The 25159-nt window shown below is 62.8% G+C and carries 25 protein-coding genes and 1 tRNA gene; 9 read left to right on the forward strand and 17 right to left on the reverse strand.

The window, feature by feature from the left end:
- Position 1: 1 nt before the first annotated feature.
- From rpiA to glmU, 3 genes are read right to left on the reverse strand one after another with little or no spacing between them, the layout of a single operon-like run.
- The gene (gene rpiA / locus AAC029_RS09565; RefSeq protein ID WP_339746845.1) at positions 2-703 is read right to left on the reverse strand and encodes a ribose-5-phosphate isomerase RpiA; all 702 of its coding nucleotides are present in this window, start codon (positions 701-703) and stop codon (positions 2-4) included.
- On the reverse strand, positions 700-2169 hold the full coding sequence (locus AAC029_RS09570; RefSeq protein WP_339746847.1) for an NAD-dependent succinate-semialdehyde dehydrogenase: 1470 nt from the start codon (positions 2167-2169) through the stop codon (positions 700-702). Before AAC029_RS09570 ends, rpiA begins: the two co-directional genes overlap by 4 nt.
- Positions 2166-3524, reverse strand: a complete 1359-nt coding sequence (gene glmU / locus AAC029_RS09575; protein WP_339746849.1) for a bifunctional UDP-N-acetylglucosamine diphosphorylase/glucosamine-1-phosphate N-acetyltransferase GlmU — start codon at positions 3522-3524, stop codon at positions 2166-2168. The genes AAC029_RS09570 and glmU overlap by 4 nt, the downstream gene beginning before the upstream one ends.
- 117 nt (positions 3525-3641) lie before the next feature.
- Here glmU and AAC029_RS09580 point away from each other — a divergent pair, with 117 nt between their 5' ends.
- Entirely contained in the window at positions 3642-4331 is a 690-nt protein-coding gene (locus AAC029_RS09580; RefSeq protein WP_339746852.1) for an HAD hydrolase-like protein, read from the forward strand.
- A 6-nt stretch (positions 4332-4337) separates the two neighbouring features.
- On the opposite strand, the gene AAC029_RS09585 is transcribed toward AAC029_RS09580, so the two are convergent.
- Complete coding sequence (locus AAC029_RS09585) at positions 4338-4556, reverse strand: phosphoglycolate phosphatase (protein WP_091767813.1); 219 nt, start codon at positions 4554-4556, stop codon at positions 4338-4340.
- A gap of 249 nt (positions 4557-4805) precedes the next feature.
- Between AAC029_RS09585 and AAC029_RS09590 the strand changes: the two genes are divergently transcribed.
- Positions 4806-4880, forward strand: a tRNA-Val gene (locus AAC029_RS09590).
- 383 nt (positions 4881-5263) lie between these two features.
- Here AAC029_RS09590 and AAC029_RS09595 read toward each other — a convergent pair.
- The 3 genes from AAC029_RS09595 to AAC029_RS09605 all read right to left on the reverse strand — a co-directional run bounded on the left by AAC029_RS09595 (position 5264) and on the right by AAC029_RS09605 (position 7282).
- On the reverse strand, positions 5264-6337 hold the full coding sequence (locus AAC029_RS09595; protein WP_339746856.1) for a Glu/Leu/Phe/Val dehydrogenase dimerization domain-containing protein: 1074 nt from the start codon (positions 6335-6337) through the stop codon (positions 5264-5266).
- A 110-nt stretch (positions 6338-6447) separates the two neighbouring features.
- Positions 6448-7038 (reverse strand): uracil-DNA glycosylase family protein, encoded by a 591-nt coding sequence (locus AAC029_RS09600; protein ID WP_339746858.1) that lies wholly within the window; start codon positions 7036-7038, stop codon positions 6448-6450.
- The gene (locus tag AAC029_RS09605) at positions 7025-7282 is read right to left on the reverse strand and encodes a DUF3253 domain-containing protein (RefSeq protein ID WP_339746860.1); all 258 of its coding nucleotides are present in this window, start codon (positions 7280-7282) and stop codon (positions 7025-7027) included. Before AAC029_RS09605 ends, AAC029_RS09600 begins: the two co-directional genes overlap by 14 nt.
- Positions 7283-7326: 44 nt before the next feature.
- Between AAC029_RS09605 and AAC029_RS09610 the strand changes: the two genes are divergently transcribed.
- On the forward strand, positions 7327-8049 hold the full coding sequence (locus tag AAC029_RS09610; RefSeq protein WP_339746862.1) for an acyltransferase: 723 nt from the start codon (positions 7327-7329) through the stop codon (positions 8047-8049).
- Here AAC029_RS09610 and AAC029_RS09615 read toward each other — a convergent pair.
- Positions 8046-9335, reverse strand: coding sequence for a nucleoside transporter C-terminal domain-containing protein (locus tag AAC029_RS09615; RefSeq protein WP_339746865.1), 1290 nt, complete (start codon positions 9333-9335; stop codon positions 8046-8048). The genes AAC029_RS09610 and AAC029_RS09615 overlap by 4 nt on opposite strands.
- Before the next feature lie 98 nt (positions 9336-9433).
- Here AAC029_RS09615 and AAC029_RS09620 point away from each other — a divergent pair, with 98 nt between their 5' ends.
- A complete protein-coding gene (locus AAC029_RS09620; RefSeq protein WP_339746867.1) occupies positions 9434-9646 on the forward strand; it encodes a DUF1289 domain-containing protein in 213 nt (70 codons plus the stop codon).
- A gap of 8 nt (positions 9647-9654) precedes the next feature.
- Positions 9655-10332, forward strand: a complete 678-nt coding sequence (locus AAC029_RS09625; protein WP_339746870.1) for a TIGR02281 family clan AA aspartic protease — start codon at positions 9655-9657, stop codon at positions 10330-10332.
- A 1-nt stretch (position 10333) separates the two neighbouring features.
- Here AAC029_RS09625 and AAC029_RS09630 read toward each other — a convergent pair whose 3' ends face one another.
- Together AAC029_RS09630 and dusA are read right to left on the reverse strand one after the other, a co-directional pair.
- Positions 10334-11149 carry a sulfite exporter TauE/SafE family protein gene (locus AAC029_RS09630; RefSeq protein WP_339746872.1) on the reverse strand — a complete coding sequence of 272 codons (816 nt, stop codon included), beginning with the start codon at positions 11147-11149 and terminating at the stop codon, positions 10334-10336.
- Positions 11149-12144: a tRNA dihydrouridine(20/20a) synthase DusA gene (dusA, locus tag AAC029_RS09635; RefSeq protein WP_339746874.1), complete on the reverse strand. Its 996-nt coding sequence runs from the start codon at positions 12142-12144 to the stop codon at positions 11149-11151. The genes AAC029_RS09630 and dusA overlap by 1 nt, the downstream gene beginning before the upstream one ends.
- 133 nt (positions 12145-12277) lie before the next feature.
- On the opposite strand from dusA, the gene AAC029_RS09640 reads away from it, so the two are divergent.
- The 4 genes from AAC029_RS09640 (at position 12278) to AAC029_RS09655 (ending at position 17773) form a co-directional block, all read left to right on the forward strand.
- A complete protein-coding gene (locus AAC029_RS09640; protein ID WP_339746876.1) occupies positions 12278-12829 on the forward strand; it encodes a hypothetical protein in 552 nt (183 codons plus the stop codon).
- A 77-nt stretch (positions 12830-12906) separates the two neighbouring features.
- Positions 12907-14472 carry an EAL domain-containing protein gene (locus tag AAC029_RS09645; RefSeq protein ID WP_339746879.1) on the forward strand — a complete coding sequence of 522 codons (1566 nt, stop codon included), beginning with the start codon at positions 12907-12909 and terminating at the stop codon, positions 14470-14472.
- 18 nt (positions 14473-14490) lie between these two features.
- Positions 14491-15039, forward strand: a complete 549-nt coding sequence (locus tag AAC029_RS09650; protein ID WP_339746881.1) for a response regulator — start codon at positions 14491-14493, stop codon at positions 15037-15039.
- 193 nt (positions 15040-15232) lie between these two features.
- Positions 15233-17773, forward strand: coding sequence for an ATP-binding protein (locus AAC029_RS09655; protein ID WP_339746884.1), 2541 nt, complete (start codon positions 15233-15235; stop codon positions 17771-17773).
- Positions 17774-17800: 27 nt separating this feature from the next.
- On the opposite strand, the gene AAC029_RS09660 is transcribed toward AAC029_RS09655, so the two are convergent.
- The 7 genes from AAC029_RS09660 to AAC029_RS09690 form a co-directional block, all read right to left on the reverse strand.
- The gene (locus AAC029_RS09660) at positions 17801-18364 is read right to left on the reverse strand and encodes a periplasmic heavy metal sensor (protein ID WP_339746886.1); all 564 of its coding nucleotides are present in this window, start codon (positions 18362-18364) and stop codon (positions 17801-17803) included.
- Positions 18361-18765 carry a hypothetical protein gene (locus AAC029_RS09665; protein WP_339746888.1) on the reverse strand — a complete coding sequence of 135 codons (405 nt, stop codon included), beginning with the start codon at positions 18763-18765 and terminating at the stop codon, positions 18361-18363. Before AAC029_RS09665 ends, AAC029_RS09660 begins: the two co-directional genes overlap by 4 nt.
- Complete coding sequence (locus tag AAC029_RS09670) at positions 18762-19484, reverse strand: RNA polymerase sigma factor (RefSeq protein WP_339746890.1); 723 nt, start codon at positions 19482-19484, stop codon at positions 18762-18764. The genes AAC029_RS09665 and AAC029_RS09670 overlap by 4 nt, the downstream gene beginning before the upstream one ends.
- Positions 19456-20052 carry a hypothetical protein gene (locus AAC029_RS09675; RefSeq protein ID WP_339746892.1) on the reverse strand — a complete coding sequence of 199 codons (597 nt, stop codon included), beginning with the start codon at positions 20050-20052 and terminating at the stop codon, positions 19456-19458. The genes AAC029_RS09670 and AAC029_RS09675 overlap by 29 nt, the downstream gene beginning before the upstream one ends.
- 74 nt (positions 20053-20126) lie before the next feature.
- Positions 20127-23000 (reverse strand): bifunctional [glutamine synthetase] adenylyltransferase/[glutamine synthetase]-adenylyl-L-tyrosine phosphorylase, encoded by a 2874-nt coding sequence (locus tag AAC029_RS09680; RefSeq protein ID WP_339746894.1) that lies wholly within the window; start codon positions 22998-23000, stop codon positions 20127-20129.
- Between the two features lie 38 nt (positions 23001-23038).
- Complete coding sequence (locus AAC029_RS09685) at positions 23039-24475, reverse strand: HAMP domain-containing sensor histidine kinase (protein ID WP_339746896.1); 1437 nt, start codon at positions 24473-24475, stop codon at positions 23039-23041.
- Positions 24476-24481: 6 nt separating this feature from the next.
- Complete coding sequence (locus AAC029_RS09690) at positions 24482-25153, reverse strand: response regulator transcription factor (RefSeq protein ID WP_339746899.1); 672 nt, start codon at positions 25151-25153, stop codon at positions 24482-24484.
- Between the last annotated feature and the right edge of the window lie 6 nt (positions 25154-25159).

The following is a 25159-nucleotide window of genomic DNA, read 5'->3' on the forward strand; positions in this document are numbered from 1 at the left end:
GTTATAATTCCAGTACGCGCGCTTCGGTATCTTCACCCACGATCACGACGCGGGCGAGGCCGATGAACAGACCGTGCTCAACCACGCCCGGCAGCGTCTTGAGCCGATAGTCGACCATCGCGGCATCGGGGATCGCGCCGCAGGCACAATCGAGGATGTAGTGACCGCCATCAGTGACAAAAGGGTCGAGCCCGTCGCCCTTGCGCCGCAGCTGGACATCCGGCTTGGCAATGCCGCAAGCACGCAGCACATCGTAAATCTGTTTGGCGGTTATTGAGAAGCCAAACCGGTCGACCTCAACCGGCAGCGCAAAACGCCCCAGCTTCGAGACCAGCTTGCTCTCATCAATCACCACGATCATCAGGTCGGATGCTTGCGCGATGATTTTCTCGCGCAACAGACAACCGCCGCCACCCTTGATCAGCTGGAAATGGCCGTCGACCTCGTCAGCGCCATCCACCGTCACCGAGATATGGTTGACATGATCGACATCGATCAAAGGCACGCCGACTTCGAGCGCCAGCGCTGCCGTCTGGCTTGAGGTCGGCACGGCGCGAACACGCAGGCCATCCTTGATGCGTTCACCAAGCAAGCGCACGAAAATCTCCGCCGTCGAACCGGAACCGAGCCCCAGCGTCATGCCGTCTTCGACATAGGCAAGCGCCGCAGCGGCGGCGAAGGTTTTCTGGCGGTCAGCACTCATGCCTGGACGCCTCCGAGCAGCACGTATTTGAGTTCCGAGAATTCCTCGACACCCCATTTGCCGCCTTCGCGGCCAATCCCCGATTCCTTCATGCCGCCGAACGGCGTTGAGGCCGAACCGACCATTGGCGCATTGACGCCGATCATGCCGTAATCGAGCCCTTCGGTGATGCGGTAAACGCGGTTGACGTCGCGGGTATAGAGATAGGCCGCAAGCCCGTAGGGCGTGTCATTGGCGAGATGCAGAATCTCCGCCTCGGTATCGAGGCGATAGATCGAGGCGACCGGTCCGAAAATCTCGAAACAGGCCAGATCCATCGACGGATTACCGCCCTCAATCAGGGTCGGGGCGTAGTAGGCACCGCCGAGCTCATCGGTAAGCGGGTGCCCGCCAGTGACGATCCGCGCACCGCTCTCGCGGGCATTGCGCACCAGCGCATCGACCCGCGCGACCGCTTCGTGATGGATCAGGGGGCCGAGATCGGAGCTGGCATCAAAGCCATCGCCGGCCTTGAGTTTCGAGACGCGCGCTTCCAGTGCGGCGACGAAACGGTCCGCGATACCGCTCTGGACGATGATCCGGTTGGCCGAAACGCAAGTCTGGCCGGAAACGCGGAATTTCGAGGCGATGACGCCATCGGCGGCCGCTTCGATATCGGCATCGTCCATGACGATGAAAGGCGCATTGCCGCCAAGCTCGAGTGCGACTCGCTTCACCCCATCAGCGGCTTGGCGCATCAACAGCTTGCCGACTGCCGTCGAGCCGGTGAAGCCGATCATTTTCACCTCGGGCGCACCGGTCATCACCGGACCGAGCACCTGGGCGTCGCCGCAAATCACATTGAACACGCCGTCGGGAATGCCGGCGCGCTGGGCCAGTTCCGCCAGAGCCAGCGCCGAGAGCGGCGTTTCCGGTGCCGGCTTGAGCACCATGGTGCAGCCCGCCGCGAGCGCCGGCGCGCATTTGCGCGTGATCATCGCATTGGGGAAATTCCACGGCGTGATGCAGGCGACCACGCCAACTGGCTGGTGAATCGTCCAGCCGCGTGAATTCGGGAAGGGCGGCTGCATGGTCTCGCCATGGATCCGCTTGGCTTCTTCTGCCGACCATTCGATGAAGGCAGCGCCATAAATGACTTCGCCCATCGCTTCGCGCTGGGTCTTGCCCATCTCGAGCGTGATCAAAACAGCCAAATCGGCGGCGTTCTCGAGAATCAGCTGGTGCCAGCGCATCAACAGCCTGCTGCGCTCGAACGGCGAAGTGTGCTTCCAGCTCTGAAACGCCGTCGCGGCTGCGGCGATGGCTGCTCTGGCACCGTCGGCACCGACATCGCCGATCTCGGCGATCATCTCATTATTGGACGGATTGAGGATCGGTTTGCTGCCCTCCCCACGAACCCAGGCTCCATCGATGAAGGAGGCGGTGCGGTAGAGGGATTTGTCCTTCAGGCGATCTGCAACACTCATGAAGCCGTGTCCTTCTTGGCTTTTCGGGTCAACTTGGCGCGGCGGAAACGGGCCGCCCAGCCATCCTTGTTGGTTTGCCCCGCCCGGGCCAGGGCCAGCGCGTCGTCGGGCACGTCCTCGGTGATGACACCGCCAGATCCGGTCATGGCACCGGCGCCGACCGTTACCGGGGCGACCAGGCTGGTATTGGAGCCAATGAAAGCCCCCTCACCGATAACCGTGCGGTATTTCTCGAAGCCGTCATAATTACAGGTAATCGTCCCGGCACCGATATTGGCGCCGGCACCCACGCTGGCATCTCCTACATAGGAGAGGTGATTGACTTTCGCACCCTCTCCCAGCTGCGACTTTTTGATCTCGACGAAATTGCCGACCTTGGCCCGCACACCGATTTCGGCGCCGGGGCGCAGACGCGCATAGGGACCGATCTGGGCTCCCTCACCGATTGTCGTCCCCTCGAGGTGGGAGAAGGCGTGGATCACCGCATCCTCGCCAATCGTCACGCCCGGGCCGAACACGACATGAGGCTCGACAGTGACATCGCGCGCGATTTTGGTGTCCCAGGAGAAGAATACGGTTTCCGGCGCCACCAATGTGACACCGGCCGCCATCGCCTCACGGCGCATCCGGGTTTGCAGCGACGCTTCAGCTTCGGCCAGATCGATCCGCGAATTGACGCCGAGCACTTCGTCGGCCCCCGCCTGCACAACGACCGCCTTCAGGCCGCGCTCCCGCGCCAGCCCAACCACGTCCGTGAGATAATATTCGCCATTGGCATTCTCATTGCCGACCTGGCCGAGCAGATCGAACAGCAGCGAGGCATCGGCCGCCAGCACGCCGGAATTGACCAGACCGATGGCCCGTTCAGCCGGGGAGGCATCCTTGTATTCGACGATCCGGTCGAGATTGCCCTCGGCATCAAGCACCAGACGGCCATAGGCAGCCGGCTCGGCCGGTTCGAAGCCGAGCACAGCAACCGCAGCGCCGCCCTCCAGCGCCGCAAATACGCGCTCCACAGTCTCCGGCTTGATCAGCGGTGTGTCGGCATAAAGGACGATGGCATTGCCCTGGAAGTTTTCGAGCGCTTCGCGAGCGGCGAGCACGGCATGGCCCGTCCCCAGCGGCGGATCCTGCAAGGCCGTGGCTGAGCCGAGTGCCTCGGCCGCATCGCGCACCGCCGGCGAGTGGGCGCCATAAACCGTCACCATTCGCGCGGCATCGCTTCGTATGGCCAGATCAATCGCCCAGTCGAGCATCGGCCGCCCGCCAACGCCGTGCAGCACCTTGACCGTCTTGGACTTCATGCGCGTGCCTTGTCCGGCAGCCAGAATGACTGCGGCGCGGGATCGTGACATGGGGCTATCCTCTCGGACCAAGGGCGTGTTGGACATGTGTCAGGGCGCTATAGCCTATCGTGCGATAGCGCGTAACCATACAGCGTCGCAATCGCCAGTCCCAAAGAGCAAAATCACATGCCTCAGCCCCTCGACACCGACCTGTTCGCCCGCGCCTCGATCGCCTTCGATCTCGACGGCACGCTGATCGATACGGCGCCCGACCTGGTCCGCGCCCTCAACGCGACCATTGAGCCGGACGGGCTGTCGTCGGTTCCTGTGCACGAGCTGCGAGCCCTGGTCGGACGCGGCGCCCAAGCGCTGCTGGAACGGGCCTATGCGCAGCAGGGCCGGACACTCTCGCCAGAGGCGGCGCCGGAACTGGTGGCGCGTTTCATCGAGATCTACCAGGCCGATATCGCCGCTGACAGCCGCCTCTTTCCGAATGTGGAGGCGACGCTGGCGCGGCTACAGCGGGCCGGCGCCACCCTGTCGGTGTGCACAAACAAGCCGTCAGGCCTGTCAGATTTGTTGATCGGGACGTTCAAGTTGACGGATTATTTTGCCCGCATTGTCGGGCCGGACCGAACCACGGCGAAAAAGCCTGCCGCCGATCATGTCTTCACCGCACTCGGCTCTGGCTATTCGCGCGCCGCGATGGTGGGCGACAGCGCGCCGGATGTCGGTGCCGCACAAGCCGCCGGTGTCCCGTGCATTGTGATGAGCTATGGTTACAGCGAAGCACCGGCCGGCTCGCTGGGAGCCGACCGGTTGCTGCATGATTTCAGTGATATTCCGGGGGCGCTCGCCGAAATCTGGCGAACGTAATTTTGATCAGGCGGAGCGACGCTCGCGACCGACATCATTGGCAGGCCGGGTCGGCATGCCATTGACCAGGTTCGACCGCACATCGGTGCGGGCAGAACGCATGGCCGGCATGAAGCCTGCTTCGACGAGATCGACATTGACGTCGTAGCCACGCTCAGCCCAGTAAGCTTCAATACGCGCTTTGAGACGGCGCGCGCCTTCCGGCGTGCACAGATCGTTATTCATGAACAATACCTCCAATACGACCGAAGCTTCCCTCGGCCGGGAATTGCGTCCAATCTGATGATAATAGTCGCCGGCGCACTGGATGCGCTTCCGGTTCGGGAGGGCTGATATAGGGCTGATGCTTGCCTGACGAGGTAAAATTAGTGTGGCAAGTTGTCGCACTAGGGTTTTTGAGCAGGTGCAGATCAGCGTGCAGGCAGAGTTGACCACCTGTAACCACGTGCTTATACGAGCGCTTTCCGGGATACCGGGCGATTAGCTCAGCGGGAGAGCACCTCGTTCACACCGAGGGGGTCACTGGTTCAATCCCAGTATCGCCCACCATTTCCTTCCAAAAATATGAAGATGCCGAATCAGCACGGGCACCCGCGTCGCGGGAAATTTCGCGCCCGATTCAAGTTTGAGTCGAGTGTTGTCGCGCAGGTCGGGGCGCTGCGCGCGCCGAAATCACAATTCTGCCCGATCCAATTTTTCCCCGGACACGCGAAAAAATTTTCTGAGATCGCGATCGAGGCGGCCCAACCGACCCGAACCTCGTCAGAACGGGAACTGAGCGTGCGCCAGGAGGCCAACTGCGATTGATTGGGGTTACGCCCCCAAAACACCGCCCAACGCCCGTCTGAAGCTCACATGCGACCACCCCCGCCATGCGGCGAGGGTGGCCTGTAATCAGCTCGGGATTATGCGAGACGTTCGGTCGGTTCGGCTCAGGCGAGCTTCGCGACTTTGGCGAGGCGCAACTCTTCGATCCGGTTGCGGGCGATCTCGTCGGCGACCAGATTGGACGGGCGGCCTTCCTTGTCGGCCTGGTCGAGAATCTCGCCCAGGGTCTTTTCGAGACCGGCCAGCTTGCCCTGGACCCAGGCGGGGTCGAAATCGCCGGCGATCTCGCCCATCACATTGATGATACCGCCCGCATTGAGCACGTAATCCGGCGCATAAATCATGCCACGCTTCATCAGCTCAGCGCCCATTTCGCGGGTTGCGAGCTGGTTGTTTGCGGCACCGGCAATGATCTTCGCCTTGATGCGACCAACCGTCTCCGGATTGATCACCGCGCCAAGGGCGCAGGGGGCAAACACGTCGACATCCTGGTCGTAAATCTCGTCGAGCCCGACAATCGTCGCACCATACTCGGCCTTAAGACGCTCAAGCCCCTCAACATTGATATCGGTGACGATCAGCTTGGCGCCGGCTTTGGCCAAATGTCCGCTAAGATAGGAGCCGACATGGCCGGCAGCGCCCTGGATCGCGACGGTCACGCCGGACAGGTCGGTTTTGCCGAGGCCACGTTCAATGCAGACCTTCATGCCGCGGAACACGCCCTCGGCGGTCACTGGCGATGGATCACCCGAAGCATCCTTGCCCTCCGGCAGGCCAACCACATGCTTGGTGAAACGGCGCACGGCCATCATGTCGGCCGGGCTGACCCCGACGTCCTCGGCGCTGATATAGGCGCCATTCAGGCTCTCGACAGCACGACCGAAAGCTTCAAACAGAGCCACGCGGTCGAAATTGCCGGCCGGCTTCATGATCACGCTCTTACCGCCGCCGATAGGCAGGCCGGCCATGATATTCTTGTAGCTCATGCCTTGGGACAGGCGCAGCGCGTCGTTCAGCGCCTCGGTCGAGCTGGGATAGGTCCACATGCGGCAACCGCCGCAGGCCGGACCGCTGGCAGTGGAGTGAACGCCGATAATAGCTTTCAAACCTGTCTGCTCGTCAGTGGCGAACAGGACTTTCTCGTGATTGTCAAAAGACGGGTTCTCGAAGACACTCATGAAGCGCAGACCCTTTTTCCGTGGGCGCAGCTTGATCGCTGCAAAATTCGGCGCCGGGATACCCTTTCGCACCGCCAGATACAAGCGCGTGAAAACACCGCGATATGAGCTTACAGTAACAATTCTTTTATGCGGCAGCGCAGCAATGGGAGAATTTTTGCCGCAAACCAGGGGTTTTTGCGCAACCAGGCACTATTCCGCCAAGACGGGTGCGGTAGGGGGAGATAATCTGGCCCGAAGCTGGCAGCATCGCGCACTGTATCGGTCATGGTTTTTCGCATCTGCGAACCAAGATAAAAGCGTTGAGCGTACATCCCGACGAGCAAGGTGAGCCTCACCTTGCCCAATTGCTCGGTCAGTTTTCGCTGCCAAAGCGGGGCGCATTCCTTGCGTGGTGGCAGATCCGACCCCGCCGCATCGAGGCCGGGAAAGCAAAAGCCCATCGGCACGATGGCGATTTTGGCGGCGTCGTAGAACTCCGCCTCATCAACCCCCATCCAGTCACGCAACCGGTCGCCGGACGGGTCGGTAAACGGCCGGCCCGAGGCATGCACACGCGTGCCCGGCGCTTGGCCGACGATCAGAATCTTGGCGCTGGAGGACGCCTGCACAATCGGGCGCGGCTCATGCGGCATGAAGGGCGCGCAGACACGGCAGGCCCGGATGTCGCTCAGAAGTTGATCGAAATCAGACCCGGCCAATCCGATAGACCCCTTTGAAGGTCTCGGCATCTGTCACTGGCTTACCCTTGCGCAAGATCGCCACTTGGCCCTTTTGCATCAAGCGGATCGCGGCCTGGCGGACATGGCCGAAGCGCTTGTGCCAATTGTCCGGATCGGCGGCGCGCGCGACATCCTCCGGGGCGATGGAACGCCCCTCGGGAGCGGCTTTCACCAATTGCAGGATAACGGCTTCGATTGGGTCGTCGGATGATGTATCGGTCATGGGCGATATCTATTCCAGCTTGCCCCGCGTTACCAGAGGCTGCCATGCGCCGCGATCACCGCCCCTATTGGATGCACCGGCTCTGGGAGCGTTATGAGAACGCCTGGACGCGGCATTTCCTGGAACCGCATTTCGAGGCCCTAGGCAGCGATCCGAAGATCGTACGGCCTTGGCATGTCGAAGTTTTCGGTCCGAACATTGAGGCTGGCGACAAGCTGCACATCGTCGCCAGCGCTGCCGATCCGGTCCGCCTCACCGTCTGGTCACCGCAGGACCAGCAAGGCCGCATCACGATTGGTGACGGTGTTTTCATGGCCGGTGGCACCCGGCTATTGGCGGCCGGTTCAATCGAGATCGGCGATGCCTGCCTGATTGCCCGCGAAGCCGTGATCACCGATTGCGACTGGCATTCCCTCTATGACCGCGTCGACCCGGCTCCGCCCTCCAAACCCGTCAAGCTGGGCAAGAATGTCTGGATCGGCGATGGCGCCTTCATCGGCAAAGGTGTGACAATCGGCGACCACGCCGTGATCGGTGCCCGCGCGGTCATCACCAAGGATGTCGACGCGTATGCGGTGATGGTCGGCAATCCGGCACGCCTCGTCAAACGCCTCGATCCCGACCTGCCGATGAAGACAAGGCTCGACCTGCTGGGCGATCTCGCCGGCCTCGAAACCTTCATGGAAAACGCTTATCGCGACGCGTTAAAGGACAATTCGACCACCGGCTGGCTGAGCTCAAAATTCTGGCCCCGACGCGGCGACTAATTACCGAACAGGCTCATCGGGAAGACGCCAATTGCGGCACCGGTCATCAAGGTCGCCAGCGTGCCGGAGATCAGTGCCTTGGGCGCCAGGGTGAGGATGTCCTCGCGCCGTGTTGGTGCAATGGCCACCAGGCCACCGGTCAATATCCCGACACTGGCGAAATTGGCGAAGCCGCACAGGGCATAGGTCATGATCAGGTTGGAGCGCGGGCTGAGCGCATCGCCCAGCCGCGCCAATTGGTCATAGGCATAGACTTCGTTCAGCGCCGTCTTCAACCCCATCAAGGAACCAGCAGTCGTCGCCTCGCGCCAGGGAATGCCGGCCAGCCAGACGATGGGCGCAAACAGCCAGCCCAGGATGCGGTTGGCGCTGAGCGGTTCGCCGAACACGTCCGGCAGCAATCCCAGCAGGACATTGGCCAGCGCCACCAGAGCGGTGAAGACCAGAAGCATAAAAATGATGTTGAAATAGAGCCGCATCCCGTCGGAGACGCCGGTCGTCAATGCATCCATCGAGGAATTGTAGATCGGCGCAGGAATTCGCTCCTTCTCCGCCGCTTTTTCCAACGCTGCCGCATCGGGGTCGGCCGGCATCATCAGCCGCGCCAGCAGCACCGCCGCTGGCACCGAAATCAGTGAGGCGGTGAAGATATGCCCGGCTGCATTCTCGATCACGCCGGTCAGCTGACTGACATAAAGCGCCATCACCGAGCCGGCGACGGTGGCAAAGCCGACCGTCATGATCAGGAAGAGGTCCGGCTTGCTCATCTCAGGCAAGCGTGGCCGGATTAGAACCGGGCTTTCCGTCATGCCGAGAAAAATGTTCGCCGCAGCACCGAGGCTGGCAGCACCCGACAGGTTGAGCAGACGGCGAAACGCATAAGCAAAACCTTTCACCAAGAGTTCGAGAATGCGCCAGCGCCACAACAGGGCCGAGAGCGCCGACAGCACGATCACCATCGGTAGCGCCTGGAAGGCAAACAGGAAGAGGCTGCCGCCCTCCGGATCAACGAGGAATGGTGAAGGCGCACCCGACAGATAGCCGAACACGAATTGCGCGCCCTCATTGGTCACCTCCTGCAGCACCACGACGACACCCGTCAGCGATTGCAGGAAGGCCCGAAACGGCGCGACCGAGTAGAGCAGCCAGGCGATCAGCAATTGCAAGCTGATCGCACCGAGCAGCAACATGACGGGAAAGCGCTTGCGCGGCCCCATGGCCCAAGCCAAGCCCGCGAAAATGAACAGGCCCGCAAAACTGCGCAATTGCAGCGTCATGTCTTCCATATCGTCCCCCCCGGAAAAGCGCTGCGGCACCCTATTCCGCCCGCCCGCGCAGCTGCAAGCACTTGCCTCAACGCCCACAGCGCGAAATGCTGGCGCCCATGAGCCCTGCCCCGATCAAAACGCCTTGTGTCAAAGTCTGCTTCGTCGATCCGGCGGATGGGATTTGCGTCGGTTGTTTCCGGACCATGGACGAGCTCGGCCTGTGGACGAAATATTCCGACGCCGAGCGCGAGGCGATCTTGGCCGCTCTGCCCCGGCGCGAAGCGGCCTATGCCGACCGCCACAGCCGCGCAAAGGGCTCCAAGTCTTGAAGCGCTGGTTGCCCCATCTTGCTCTGGCCGCCTTGGTCACGGCCGCCGTGCTGCTGGCGATGCGCTATGCTGCGCCGGGCAGTCTCGGCCAGGGTGATACGGCCATGCGTCTGGTGCAGGCGGTCGGCCTCGTCGTGCTGATCTCCGGCGGGCTCGTCAGCGCCATCGCGACACGCCCCGGCCACGCCATACGCGACCTCGCCATCTGGATCGGCATCGGCATGGTTTTGCTGGCCGGCTATTCCCTGCGCGAGGATTTCGCGACAATTGGTGCACGGATGGCCGGCAATCTCGTCCCCGCACGAGCCCAAGGCGAGACCGGCGGTGCCCAAACGATCCGCCGCAATGCCGACGGGCATTTCTACATTGTCGCGGAAATCGATGGTCGCCCGGTCCTGTTCCTTGTGGACACCGGCGCCTCGACGGTCGCGCTGAACCGCGCCGATGCCGAACGCGCCGGCATCGACACCGCCGCCTTGCGCTTCAACCAGCCGGTCCAGACAGCGGCCGGGACATCCTCGGCGGCCGGCGTGCGCTTGCGCTCGCTGCGGCTCGGCGATCTTGAACTGAGTGATGTCGATGCGATGGTGATGATTGACGGCTCGCAATCCCTGTTGGGGATGTCGGCGCTCAATCGCCTGTCGGGCGTCGAAATTCGCGGCGACGAGCTGGTGCTGCGGCCCTAGACTACCCGCCCAGCACGGCTTCCTTCAGCAGCATGCCGCCGACAACCACCAGGCCGATCGCGAAGGCTCGCTTCAGCGTCGCCGCCGGCAGATCATGAGCCAGCCGCGCCCCGATCGGTGCAACGAAGAAGGCCGATCCCGCGAGCAGGAAAAAGGCGGGCAGATTCACATAGCCCAGCGAATAAGGCACGATGTTGGAGCCCCAGCCATTGGCGATATAGCCGATCGCGCCCGGCAGACCGATGGCGACACCAAAACCGGCTGCCGTCGCGACCGCCTTATGGATCGACTTGCCGCACAACGTCATCAGGGTAACGCCGAACACGCCGCCGCCAATCCCCATCATCGCCGACATGATGCCGATCAGTCCGGCCAACCCGACCCGGGCCGCGCCACCGGGCAGATCATCGCGCAGCTTCCAGTCGAGACGTCCGAAGAAGAATTGCACTGACAGCAACAGCGCCATGCCGCCGAACAGGCCCGTCAACACCCGTCCGGGGACATGGTTTGCGATCACCGAGCCGAGCAGCGTGCCGGCGACGATCCACGGTCCCCAGCTGCGCAACACCTGAAAATCCACCGCGCCATGCTTGGCATGGGCTGCGACGCTGCGCATTGAGGTCGCGACGATCACGGACAGTGAGGTGCCGACCGCGACATGCATCAGCTTGTCGTCCTGATAGCCCAGCGCCGAGAGGGCGAAATACATCGCCGGCACCATGACGACGCCGCCGCCAATCCCGAACAGACCCGCCACGAGGCCCGCGAAAGCACCGGTTACCGCCATGGCTGCGACGAGCAAAAGGATATCCGTCATCACGCAGCCTCATCCTGGTGCGGGACAGCGGCGCTAGCCTCGTCGAGCACGTCGAGGTCAGCGCCGGGGCGCCCAGCCTTCTCCGACAGGATGCGCCGCCATTGCCGCGCCCCTGGCAAGCCCTGAAACAGGCCCAGCACGTGCCGGGTCATGGAGTGGAGCGACACGCCCTCGTCCAGCCGGGCCTGCATATAAGGGTAATAGGCGAGCAAGGCGTCGTGACGGGTGGCGACCGGATCACTGGCATCAAAAACCCGCGAATCGACCCGCGCCAAAACCCAAGGGTCGTGATAGGCCGCGCGGCCGATCATCGCCCCATCCAGTCCGTCACTCTCGGCAAGCGCTTGGTCGAGCGTTTCGAGCCCACCATTGAGGATAATCTCAAGGTCGGGCCGGCGCTGCTTCAGACGGCGTACCAGACCATAATCGAGCGGCGGGACGGTGCGGTTCTCTTTCGGGCTCAGGCCCTTGAGCCAGGCTTTGCGGGCGTGGACGGCAAAACTCGTCACCCCGGCCGCAGCCACCACATCGACAAAGTCAAACAAAGCCGTCTGCGGATCCTGATCATCAACACCGATCCGACACTTGACCGTCACCGGAATTGCGACAGCGTCCTGCATCGCCTTGACGCAATCGGCGACCAAGGCCGGCTCTTGCATCAGGCAGGCACCGAACCGTCCAGACTGCACCCGGTCTGACGGACAACCAATATTCAGATTGATCTCGGCATAACCAAAATCAGCCCCGATCCGTGCCGCCCGGACCAAATCCGTCGGCTCCGAGCCGCCAAGCTGCAGCGCGACCGGATGCTCAACCGGATCGAAGCCGATAATCCGCTCCGGATCGCCATGGATCAGCGCCTTGTCGACGGCCATCTCCGTGTACAGCAAGGCATGCCGACTGAGGACACGGTGAAACGCCCGGCAATGCCGGTCAGTCCAGTCCATCATCGGTGCCACACTGAGGCGGCGATCAGGAATTCGATCAAGGCTCATGCCGCCACATAGCGCGCAGCCGCCCGGACGGCAATTTATGTCCGCTGCCCCGCCGACAACCGCTCAAATGCCACCGATCAGATTTACACCGTTTCAACCCGGATGTGCTTGATTGAACCGTCTGGAGGGACGCATGGCGAAAGCACTCTTTCACAAGCATCAACGCGTTTACGTCGCGCCAGTCGGCACTTGGGCGATTGTCGAGCACGTGAAACCCCATTGGGTGAAGGATGTCGAGGAACCGGTCCGGATCTATTATGATTGCGGATTGGGGCGCGATTTCACCACCCATGAGCTGGCAGCGGAACAGGTCGATAGCGTCGAAGTTGGCAATTGGCGCGTGCTACGGGCAAAAAACAAATGGCAGTCCGTTGAAGAATGCAGCCGGCACCCCTTCCCCGGAACCTTCCCTGTCGTCGTGACCGATCCCAAGGATTGGGGCGGCTGGCGCGTGCCCGCGGCAGAATATGACCGCGACCCGTCCCGGATCGAAGCCCAAGCCCGTCTACTCACCCACAGTCCGAGCCTGCTCGAACTGGCCGAGAAATTGGTCCAGCTGGCATCGGATGAGAGCGAGCTGCCAGAATCTGTGACGACATTGGCGCGCCGGGCCAGCGAAATCGTCCGCGAAATCGGAACCAAGCCCGAAGCTGCCACCACAGCTCACACCGTCCGCGCAGCCTGAACACGCGGCAAGCCTTAACGCGACCCTAACGATTTTGTTACAAGTCTGAACCAAGCTCATTTGGAACCAGTCTTGACATGTCGCTGATCGAACAACGAAACAGGTTTCTTTCCTTCGCCTTCGCGGCGGCGGATGTTCTGATCGAGACGGACTTGGAGGGGCTGACCTGTTATGCCGCCGGCGCAACGGCCACACTCGGCGAGCCCTCCATCGAAACAGTCGGAATCAACTTCGCTCAACGGCTTGACCGAACGTCCCGCCCGATCGTAACCGCATTGATGCGGGGCCTGAAACCGGGCCGTCGTGTCGGGCCGGTAAGGGTCGCGGTTGGTGGCCGGGAAGTGCAATTGAGCGCCTGGCTGCTGGGCGACGACGAGAAGATACGCTGGACGATGTCCTACGCAGCGTTGACTGCCCCGGCCGAGTTGGACCCACAAGCCTTTGCCCGTAACGCACAAAACGCCATTACCACGGCGCGCAAGTCTGGCGCCCCGATGGTGATGTCCGTGCTTCAGATCGACGGAATTGAGGATATCGACCGGCTGATCGGTGCTCAGCGCGCCGGCATGCTGCGTCAGGCCATCGCCGCTGAATGCTCGATCACGGTCAGCGACGACGGCGTCGCCAAACAGGTCGACGCGGCTCGGACCGCCCTGATTCACCCGGCTTCAGCCGATCTGAAATCCCTGCGCACCGATATCGAGGACTTGCTGCACGATAACGCGCTCAAGAATACGCGAGTCCGCATCGATTCCATCCCTGACGCGCCGGAACTTGAACCCGAAATTGCCATCCAGGCCTTCCTGCACGCCGTCAACATGGCCGCCGACAGCGCCAATGTCCTCGACGTTCAGAGCCTGCAAAAAGTTGCCGCCGAGATGATGGAGGAAACGCGCAAGCGGATGAATGAGATCCGGGCGACCATCGCCGGCCGCGTCATTGAGCCGCATGCGCAGCCCATCGTCAATCTGGAGACCGGCAAGATCGAGCATTACGAGCTCTTGCTCCGCCTGCCCGGCGGCCAGCCCGTATCCGAAAGTGTCGACTTCGCAGAGAGCACCGGTCTGATCTATGAAATTGATATGGCAATGGTCGAGATCGGCGCCAATTTTCTGCGTGACGACTTCGACCGCCCGGCTCTCGCCGTCAACCTCTCCGGCAAATCACTGGAAAACCCGGCCTGGGGTAAGAAATTCCTGCAGGTGCTGGCCGATTTACGGATCGACCGCAGCCGTCTCCGGTTCGAACTGACCGAGACCGCGACGGTCAGAAACGTCAAGGCCGCCAACGCCGTCATCCAGAAAATCCGAGAACGGGGCCACAAGGTCTGCCTCGACGACTTTGGCGCCGGGGCCGCCGGTTTCCAGTATCTGCGGGACTTCCCGGCCGATATCGTCAAGATCGACGGCTCTTATGTTCGCCAGCCGCAACTGGGCGAACGCGACCTGGCCATCCTCAAGGGCATGGTCTCACTATGCCGCGAGCTCAAGGTCGATACGGTGGCTGAGATGATCGAAACCGAACAGCGTGCCAAGCAAATGCTGGCCCTCGGTGTCATCTACGGCCAGGGTTACTATTTCGGTAAGCCTATTCCGCTTAAGGTGCTCACTGACCCAAGACGGAAGCCTTCACGCGCTGCCTGACACGATTATAGGTAGATCATGGCCGTTGATCTGAGCCGACTAAAAGTTCTCATTGTTGATGATAACAGCTATATGCTGACCATTCTGCGTACCCTGATGCACGGGTTCGGGATCAAGACGATCTATGAATCGCGTGATCCCGCTGAAGCTTTCGATACTGTGCGCTCGGACGCCGTCGATCTCATCGTCACCGATTATCAAATGGACATCCTTGACGGGCTCGACTTCGTACGTTTGGTCCGCACTGCCGACGACAGTCCCAACCCGCTGATCCCGATCATCATGCTGAGCGCTTATTCGGAGCGAAGCCGGGTGCAGAGAGCGCGCGATGCCGGCGTCACCGAATTCTGCTGCAAGCCGATCACCGCCCGCGATATGTTCGCCAAAATCGTCTCGGTGGTTAACACACCGCGGCCCTTCATTCGCAACAAATCATATTTTGGGCCCGATCGGCGGCGCCAAGGGCCCGAGGAGCGCGTCTACCATGGCGAAGAACGTCGCGCCGGAGCCAAAGCCGCTGCCGCTGCCGACGAAGGCGCTGACAAGGGAAGCGTGGACGCGGCGTGAATGCCCGTACGCAATGGATCGGCAGTCGACAGGACTGGCGAACGCACCGTAGTTTAGCGCCATGAATCAGGACGCCCCTCGCATCCGGCCCCTCCCCGACGAGGCAGGCCCCGCCCGCTCGGCCGCGCCATCGCGACCGGCACGCGCGCCGAAGGCAGGGCGCAGCAGCGGTGCGACCTGGATTATCCTGGCCATGATATTGTTTTCGCTCGCGTATGGCGGAATACTTCTAGTCAAGATTCAACAAGAGCGTGACGCCCTCATCATCGAGGCCGAACGCTCCCAAGCCAATGCCGCCGGCTATCTCGCCGAACGCGTCACCGGTCGGCTGGCCGAAGCGCGCTACGCCCTGTCCTTCGCGAGCGCCGATTTGCGCAATACGCCGCTACAGGACATCGAGCGCGTTGCCCGCGCCCGGCTCGCCACCCTGAATGAATCCGAACTGATTGCCGAGCTTGCCCTTCTGCTGCCCGACGGCCGCATGCTCGCCTCTGGTGAGCCCGACATCGAGCTGCGCGAGGCCGCAGGCATCGCGCTCGACGCCTCTTCCGGCTTCACCACCGAAATTACAGATGACGGCCACGCCTATCTGGTATTGGCGGTGCCGACCCAGTTAAGCGATGGCACGGTCGGTGCCTTTGTCGCCCGTCTGCCAGCCCTCGCAGTTCTGCCCGATTGGGGCGCAGAGCGCGTCGTCGCGCTCGCTGATGGCGAGGGCCACATGCTCGCCATCCGGCCACAAATCACCGGCGCGCGGCCCGGCACGTCGCTGGCCCAGCGCTTCGGCCTGACCCAGGACTTCATCCAGCAGCTCGCGACAGGTGGTGGCGGGGCCAGCTCGCAGGCGCATTTCGGCGAAGAGCAGGTGACATTCGCCGTGGCACCGATTTCCGGGACCGATCTGCACGTCTATGCGCTTGGCGCGATGCGCATCAACCAGAATGCCTGGTATCGCACCATTTCTTTCTACGGGTTGATGTTCATCGCCCCGATCTTTGTCGCCATGGGTCTGAGCGCTCTCGTTTTCATGCAAATGGGCCGGCTTCGCTCGACGCGGCAGCTATTGGCCGACAATGAACAGCGTTTCCGCTTTGCCATCGAAGGCGCACGCTGCGGCGTCTGGGACTGGAATCCGGATGATGACACCGTGTTTGTCACCGACTCGTTGGCACGCATTCTCGGCATCGGTGATGCGATGCAGTGCAGCGGAGCCGAATTCCTCAAATTGTTCAGCCGCTCCGACCGTGAGAAGCTGCGCGCCGCGATGCGTGGTGCACCAACGGGCGGCGAGGTTGATCTTGAAGTCCTCGCGGCGTCAGCCCCGGTCTGGCTGCAAATGCGCGGCGGCATTCTCAACGATGCCGGCGACGCCACCACGGCCCGTATTGTCGGCGTCGCGATCGACGTCACCGACCGCAAGGGCGCCCAAGCCCGCGTGGTTGCCGCCGAATCGCGTCTGCGCGCAGCACTCGAATCGATGACCGAATCTTTCGTGCTGTGGGATTCGCGCCAACGCCTGGTGCTCTGGAATCGCAAATTCCGCGACCTGTTCAACTTCTCCGACGGACGGCTGAAACCAGGGATGAGCTACGGCGCCGTCGAGCAGGCTGCCGCGCGCGCCATCAAGGCGGTTCATGGCGATGCCGACGGCACCGAGACCTATGAGATCGAGCTCGCCGACGGGCGCTGGCTGCACTATTCCGAGCGAGCGACCGCCGATGGCGGCCTGGTCAGCGTTGGTGCCGACATTACCGACCTCAAGCATCACGAAGCGGCCCTGACGGAGAACGAAGCCCAGTTGCGCAAGACCGTCGACGACGTCAAACGCAGCCAGGCCCGGATCGCCGATCTCGCCAAAAAATATGAAGAAGAAAAGATTCGCGCCGAGGAAGCCAATCGCTCGAAGAGTGAATTTCTTGCCAATATGAGCCATGAATTGCGCACGCCGCTGAATGCGATCAACGGCTTCTCGGAGATCATGTTGCGCGAAATGTTCGGACCGATCGGCGACAAGCGCTATGTCGGCTACATGAAGGACATTCTCGGCTCAGGCCAACACCTGCTCGAATTGATCAATGACATCCTCGACATGTCGAAGATCGAGGCCGGCAAGATGCAACTCCAGACCGAGCCGACCGATGCCGCCGATCTGGTCGAGCAGTGCGTCCGTATCGTGCGTGGCCGTGCCGAGGAAAAACAACTTCGCCTCCACGCCGATGTTTCCGATCTGCCGGAGATCGAAGTCGATCCGCGCGCCTTCAAACAGGTGATGATCAACCTGGTCTCCAATGCCGTGAAATTCACCCCGGAAGGCGGGCGCGTCACAATTCGCGGCTTCATGTCAGGTCTCGGCGTCGCCTTCCAGGTCTCCGATACCGGCATCGGCATTGCGACCGAGGATCTGCCACGACTGGGGCGTCCATTCGAACAGATCGAGAGTCAGCACTCCAAGAGCCATCAGGGCTCCGGCCTTGGACTGGCGCTGTCAAAATCGCTGATCGAACTGCATGGCGGCACGCTGTCGATCGATTCCAAGCTTGGTGAGGGCACGACCGTCAGCTTCGTGCTGCCGATCAGCCAGGATCAACCAATCCGGTCCGGTGGCGGCGTCGCGGTCGCTGACGCACTGGAGACGCTGGCCGCTATCGACGAGGGCGGCAACGACGCCATGCTCGAATATGAAGACGAATTCGTCGATGCGCCGATGCCATCGCGGCAAACCGCCGGCGAATAGGCGCGCCGCGCCAAACGTTCAACAAGCTTAACGACGTTCCGGCCCCTCGGGGCCATCTGGCCGTTCGTGTCGGGCGCCATCATGACGACGCCGCGAATCCGGCCCGCGTCTGCCGCGGTAGGACTCAACCCGGCCCGCCTCCAACGCCGCCGCACGAACCTCAGGGTCGAGGTCGGCGATGACCTCGATCAGCGAGGCTTCCATCTGCGTCTCGAAGCCGAGGCGAATCTCGCGCACACGTCCGAGCGCCGCCTGCGCCGCTACCGCATCAAAAGGCTCGGCCGCGAGAACGGCATCAGCCTGCTGATGCGCCTCATAGGCCTGGCGCCCAAGCCCTCGCATTGTTTCCATATTCTGGTGCAGGCGCCGTTCAGCGATTTCGCGTTCCGCCTCGGGCAGAGCCGCAAGGAAGCCGCGGACATCAAAACCCGACATCGGCCCGCTGCGTGGCGGCCCCGGTCGAGGGCCATCCTCATGCGCAACGCGCCAGGATGGGCCATCAGCGTTTTTGTGCAGCACAAAACCAATCAGCGCGCCGTTGGCGAGTACGGAGACCAGCAGGGCGGCAATCCAGGGGGTTGGCGATCTCATGCGTCTACTCCAAGCCAATCCACCCAGTCCTGGTCCAGACCGGTGAAAGCATCAGCATAATAGGTTTCGACATCGTCGGTGGGCGCCATTAAGGCGCCGCTGGAAAAGCCGAGCATGACACCGACAATCAGCGCCGCAGCGGCGGCAGCGGCAGGCGCGCGCCAATTCCAGACCGGCAGTTGTTCCAGCGAGCGCAGGATGCGGCGTTCGAGCAATTCACTGGCTGGCCGTTCGGCTGGCCCCAACAACTCGTCCAGCCCGGCCTCAAGCGCCAGAGCCGCGGCGAGCCGTTCACGATTGGCCGCTGCATACGCCTGCGCCGCATCGCGCTCAGCCGCGGGCCAGCGCTCGGTATTGGCGCCATAGGCACTCAAAATCTGCTGAAATCGTTCTTCGGTCATGGCTCTATACCTGTTTGCGCTGCCGGGACGCCCTGATAGCCCGACATCAATTCTGCGGCTTCCCCGATCAGGATCGATCTCAGATTCCGCCGTCCCCGCGCGAGCAGGGATTCGAGGGCATCGACACTGACCGACAAGATGTCAGCCGCATCGATATTGCTCATTTCCTGGAAATGCACGAGTTCCATCGCCTGCCTTTGCCGTTCGGGCAATTGGACCATGGCGTCGGCAACCCGGTTTTCCGTCTCTGTGCGAACCAGAACGCTCTCCTGATCCGGCGCCGGGTCCGGCCGGTCGGGCAGGATCTCCGGCATGACTTCGCGCTGCTTGCGGCGGCGGTCATGGCAGAGATTGATCGCGATCCGGCTCATCCAGGTCGAAACCTGGGCCCGACCGGGCTGCCAGCGATCCGCCGCATTCCAGACCCGGATAAAAGTCTCCTGGGCAATGTCTTCGGCCGCGGCGGCGTCACCGAGCATGCGGTGCGCCAAGCCGACAATGCGTGGTAGGCGTCGATGCATCAATAGCCGGGCGGCGGCACGGTCGCCTTCGGCGATCCGTGCCATGAGGGCCTCGTCGGTCTCTCCACCCGTCATGTCTAACGCCATGTTGCGGGTGCGGAAGGCCGCCGGATCGTTGCCGATCCGGACTTCATTTGCCATTCCGCGCCCGTCAAACATGGCAAAGACACTAGTTACGCCACCAGCGACGGCGATCATGGCGCTGCTCGACTGATGCGTCCAGCTCTGCCGGCGTGATCACGCCATCGCTGTCCTGGTCGAGCCGTGCAAAGCCGGGGTGCTCGACGCCGAGGAATTCGGCGCGCGAGACCCGATTATCGCCATCGGCATCGGCCCGCTGCATCCCAGGTTCGGCATCCGGGCCGCGCCGTTCGGCGTCTGGACCGCGACGTTCACCGCCACGGCGATGGTCGGCGCGCCGGCCTTCGCGTTCTGGCCGGTCGGCCTGCTCCGGGTTCGCTTCGCGCATGGCGCGCATGCGTTGATGGACCGGCGATTGATCGGCCTCATCGAGATAGCCATCGCCATTGCGGTCCATCCAGTCGAACATTTCGCCCTGCAGCGCATCCAGTTCGGCGCGGGTGATCGAATTATCGCCATTGGCGTCGGCCACGCGCAGCATCATCATGCCGTGCTCCATGCCACCGCCCGAACCACCGTGACGACCAGGGCCGTCATGACCGCGACCAGGCTGTGCCTGGGCTGCGGTTCCAGCCAGCATCATCGCCGAGCCGGCCAGCAATGTGATGAGAATTGAGTTTTTCATGGGTAAAATCCTGTTTGTCAGCGTCCTCGCATGCCCCTTCAACGCAATGAGCAGGAAAATCCGTCGCGGACCGGTCAGCGCGCGTGCAAATAGTGATGGAATAGCGCCCTGACTTTCAAACAGCGAACATCAAGCTGCGCCCGCAGCTGATCCATATCGTCAGCGCCAGCCAGCGACAGCAGCAATGTCGTGAAGCCCGAACTCGCCCCCGCCGGATCAAAGCCGGTGCCGTGCGCCGCGCGCAGCAATTGGGCGATGCCGAGATAGAGATGCACGCTCTCACTGAGAAAGGCGGCATCCTTGGCCGTCACCGCACCGGCCTGCGACAGGGTCGCGAAGGCCAAGGTCGTGGAATTGCGCACCGGATGACCGTCAGCGGCGGTGATGAGCTGCAGGGTTTGGGCGATGAATTCGATGTCCTGGAGACCACCGGTCCGGCTCTTGATCTCCCACTCATTGCGCGCCGGCTTGGCGGTTTCGAGACGCTCACGCATCTCACGTGCATCGCTCAGCAGGGTCTGGCTCGGGCGCAATTTACACAGCGCCGTTTCGACCGCTACCATCACCGCATCACCGGTCACCGCGTCACCAGCGATCACCCGCGCCCGCGTCAGCGACATCAATTCCCAGGTCCAGGCCTCGTCAAAATAATATTGCGCAAAGCGCGCCAACCTCACGGCCACGGGGCCCGCTTTGCCGGAGGGGCGCAATTGCATGTCGACCTCGTAGAGATCGCCCTCCTCGGTCGGTGCTGCCAGGGCGCTGATCAGGCGCTGGGCGAAGCGGGAAAACCAGGTCTGGGCCCCCTCACCGCCCTCATAGACGATCATCATATCGAGATCGGAATCGGCCGCCAGTTCGCGCCCGCCCAGCTTGCCCATGCCCAGAACAGCATAACCGCCGGGCATCTCGCCCCAGCGCCGCGCGGTTTCGCGTTCCGCCGCCTGCGCCATGCACTCCACGGCCGCATCGGCAATCGAGGAATAGGCAGCGCCAGCGGTTTGCGCATCGGCAGTGCCGCGCAGGATCTGCGCCCCAACCCGAAAGCGCTCCTCGCGGACCAGCCGCCGCGCCGCATTGAGCGCTGATTCATAGCTGTCGCTGGCCGAAACCTGCGCATCGAGCCGATTGCGAAAATCATCCGGCGTATCCTGCGCCAGTGGCACGGAAAAGCGGCTGTCCAGCATCACATCGAGCATGTTGGGCCGCCGGGCCAGATCAGCGGCCATGCGCGGCGCAATCGTCAGGATCTGGATCAGGTCCGCCGCCAGTGCGGGCTCATTCATCAGCAAGGAGAGCGGCTGCACGCCCATCGGCAGATTCTCATAAAATGTCGCAAAGCGGATAAAGGCCGCATCCGGCTCGCCGGTGGCGGCCATGATATCGACCAGTCGCGGGGCGACCTGCGCCAACAGGGTGCGCCCGCGCGGGCTGCGCGCGGCGCGGACCTTGCCGGCGGCCCAGCCATTGAGCCGCTTCCACACCTGTTCGGCCTGCTGAAAGCCAAGCGTTTCCAGCGTCGCCAATGTGTCTGGCGTTGGTTCAACACCGGTCAGGATCAGGGTTCCCGCCTGCGAGGACAACGAGGCGTCATCTTCGAATTGATCAGAGAAATGACCATGGACCCGGCGCAACAAGGCTTCAACGGCGGCGTCAAATGCAGCCAGCGCGCCATAACCTGCCATCGTCGCGACCGCCGCACGGTCTGCATCACGCTGGGGCAGTGTCTGGCTGGCCTCGTCCTGGCGCATCTGGATCCGGTGTTCCCAGGCGCGCAGACAGCGATAATCCTCGCTCAGCGACTGCACAGTCGCTGCATCGACCACACCGCGCGCCTGCAGCGCCGCGAGGGCTTTCAGGGTCGGCGAGACCCGCACGCTGGCATCGCGGCCGCCAAACACCAATTGCGGCACTTGCGCGAAGAACTCGATTTCGCGGATCCCGCCACGCCCAAGCTTGAGATCATGTCCGGCCGGCCGGATTTCACCGCGGCGGCCCACCGTCTGGATCTGGCGTGCAAGGCCGCGAATATCGTCAATGGCGGCAAAATCCAGCGCCCGGCGCCAGATGAAGGGCTGCATGCGGTCCAGATATTCGCGCGCCGCGATGGCATCGCCGGCGCAATGACGTGCCTTGATCCAGGCCGCCCGCTCCCAAGTCTGACCGAAGGACTCGTAGTAATTCAACGCCGCCTCGGTTGAGATCACCACCGGGCTTGAGCCCGGATCGGGGCGCAGCCGCAAATCTGTGCGGAAGACATAGCCGTTAGCGGTGACCTCGTGCAGGCTGCGAACGATGGCCTGGACAAGGCGCGGCAAACGCTTGCGCGGTTCCTCGGACGGCGGCAGCTGCAAAGCTTCAGGGTCAAACAGCGCCACCAGATCGATGTCGGAGGAGTAGTTCAGCTCGCCGGTCCCCATCTTGCCCAGGGCGAACAGGAACAGGCCCGGCAGCGGATTGGCGGTGTCGGCGGGCGCGACCAGCTTGCCTTGCACGGCGGCAAAGCGGACATGCGCCAGCAGAGCGGCCCGCACCGCCGCATCAGCAAAAGCGGTCACCGCACCGGTCACTTGGGCGACGTCCCAGCGTCCGGCCAAATCGGCCAAGGCGACCAGCAGATGCATATCCGCCTTGGCCCGGCGCAAAGCCGCATCGAGGGCGGCGATGTCCGCCGCCGTCTCACCCGCATCCACGACATCGCGGATCGCTTGTTCAAGACGGATCTCAGCGCTTTGGCGGGTGCAGGCCGCAAGCCCCTCGGGCCGGCGTTGGGCGAGCCGGCCCAGATAGGGCGCGGCGGCAAACACGCTGTCGAGAAACGGCCAAGCTTCGGCGAGCGCCGCCTGTACCGGAGCCGGCAGATCGGCCAGTAGATGCCCGCATTGGCCCGGCGCCCAGCCGGGCAAGGGGCGAAGTTCGGCAGCGAGCAGGGGCAAGGTTTCAGACATGGGCTCAAACTGGCGTGATTGTCAGGCGCTGGAAAGCCTTATGCCTTGCTTGACTTCGGTGCGACCGGAAAGCTGAGCGAAGCGCGCAGGCCGGGGCCGTGCCCGCCTTCCACGACGCCCGGCCCCTCCTCGATCAGGAATTTGCCATTGTGGATGTCGGCAATCGCCAGCACCAGCGACAAACCAAGCCCTGACCCGGGCAAGGTGCGCGAGTCGTCGAGCCGGACGAAGCGTTGCGTCACCCGCTCACGGTCAGCCTCGGGAACGCCCGGTCCGGTGTCGGTGACCGAGAACTCGATCCGCCCCTCGGCTGTCTGGCGCAGGCGCAGCGCGACGGCACCGCCGCCGGGTGTGTATTTCACCGCATTGTCGAGCAGATTGGCGAGCGCTTGCGACAATAGCCCGCGATCACCCAGCATCGCCAGACCTTGCTGGACTTCGCTGTCAAACGACAGGCCTTCATCCTCACAGACCGGCTGGTAGAGCTCGGCGAGATCCGTCGCGATATCGGCCGGATCAAGCCGCGCCATGGCGGTCCGGCTTTCACCGGCTTCCAGTCGCGAGAGGCTCAAAATGGCGTTGAAAATGCCGAGCAATTCGTCGGTATCGGCAACAGCGCGTTCGAGCGCCTGCTCACGCGCTTCGATATCGCCTTCATCGCGCAGGGCCTCGTCGAGCCGGTTGCGCATCCGCGTCAATGGGGTGCGCAGGTCATGGGCGATGCTGTCGCCGCTATGTCGCATGCGATGCATCAGCGCCTCGACCCGGTCGAGCATGGAGTTGAAATTCTCGGACAATTCGTCGAGCTCGTCGCCGGTGAAATTGCGCTCGGCGCGGCGTTTGAGATCGCCGGCCTTGACGCTGCGCGCGACGGTATTGATCCCGTCCAACCGCCGGACGAAGCGGCGGCTGACGAAAATCCCGGCCGCCACGCCCAACGCCAGCGCCAGCGCCGAGGCGGCCAGAATGGTGTTGAATATGCGCCGCACGAGGCGGTTTTCCTCGTCGACATCAAGCCCAACAAACAGGCGATAACCGCTGGGCAGGTCGATGATGCGGCCGCGCCCGGCGCGATCATCCTTGTCGGTCTCGGTCGTACCGCCCGCTGGCGGGCGCCGGTAGGTGAATTGCAACCGGCCCTCATCGTCCGCCTGCACGTCGGGCAGGCCGGACAGATTGCCTGACAGTGCGCGCCCGGAAGGATGGACCAGCAGGTAGAGATAATCGGCGCCGCCGCCGACGGTGCGTTGCAGGATATAGCGGTTGATGTCGCGGATGCCGCCGGCCTGGAAGCGCTCCTGCAGGGCCACGACCTCTTCATTGATCGACTCGTCGGCCCGCCGCATCATCATCCCCGCTGACGCCACATAGACGAAAGCGAGAATGACGAAGCTGGACAGGGCGAACAGGCCTGCCGACAGAAGGGTCTGCCGGAAGGCCGTCGTTCTCAGAAAGGCGGCGCCGCGACTATTCACGTCAGATCAGGCCTGCAAGCGATAGCCGGCTCCGCGCACCGTGTGCAGCAAGGCCCGCGGGAACGGCTTGTCGATCTTGGAACGCAGGCGCGAAATATGCACATCGATCACATTGGTCTGGGGGTCGAAATGATAGTCCCAGACCTTCTCGAGCAACATGGTGCGTGTCACCACTTGGCCGGAATGTTTCATCAGAAACTCCAGCAGACGGAATTCACGCGGCTGCAGCAGGATTTCCTCCTCGCTGCGTACCACCTTGCGGGCCAGCAGATCCATTTCCAGATCGCCGACCACAAGGCGGGTTTTGACCGCGTCAGGATCGCGCCGGCGGGCCAGCGCCTCGACCCGCGCCAGAAGCTCGGCGAAGGCATAGGGCTTGACCAGATAATCATCGCCGCCGGCCTTCAGCCCCTCGACGCGGTCATCGACCTCGCCGAGGGCTGACAGGATCAGCACGGGCGTGCGGATATTGTCACCGCGCAGGGCGGCAACCATGGTCAGACCGTCCATGCGCGGCATCATCCGATCGACGACCAGCACGTCATACTCGGCGGCCCGGGCCATCTCCAGCCCGGCTTCACCATCGGGGGCATGATCGGCGACATGGCCGGATTCCCGAAGGCCCTTGCGGATATAATTCGCCGCTTCGCGGTCGTCCTCAACGATCAGAATACGCATGGCAGT

This window comes from uncultured Maricaulis sp., assembly GCF_963975345.1.
In the GTDB taxonomy this organism is placed as follows: Bacteria; Pseudomonadota; Alphaproteobacteria; order Caulobacterales; family Maricaulaceae; genus Maricaulis.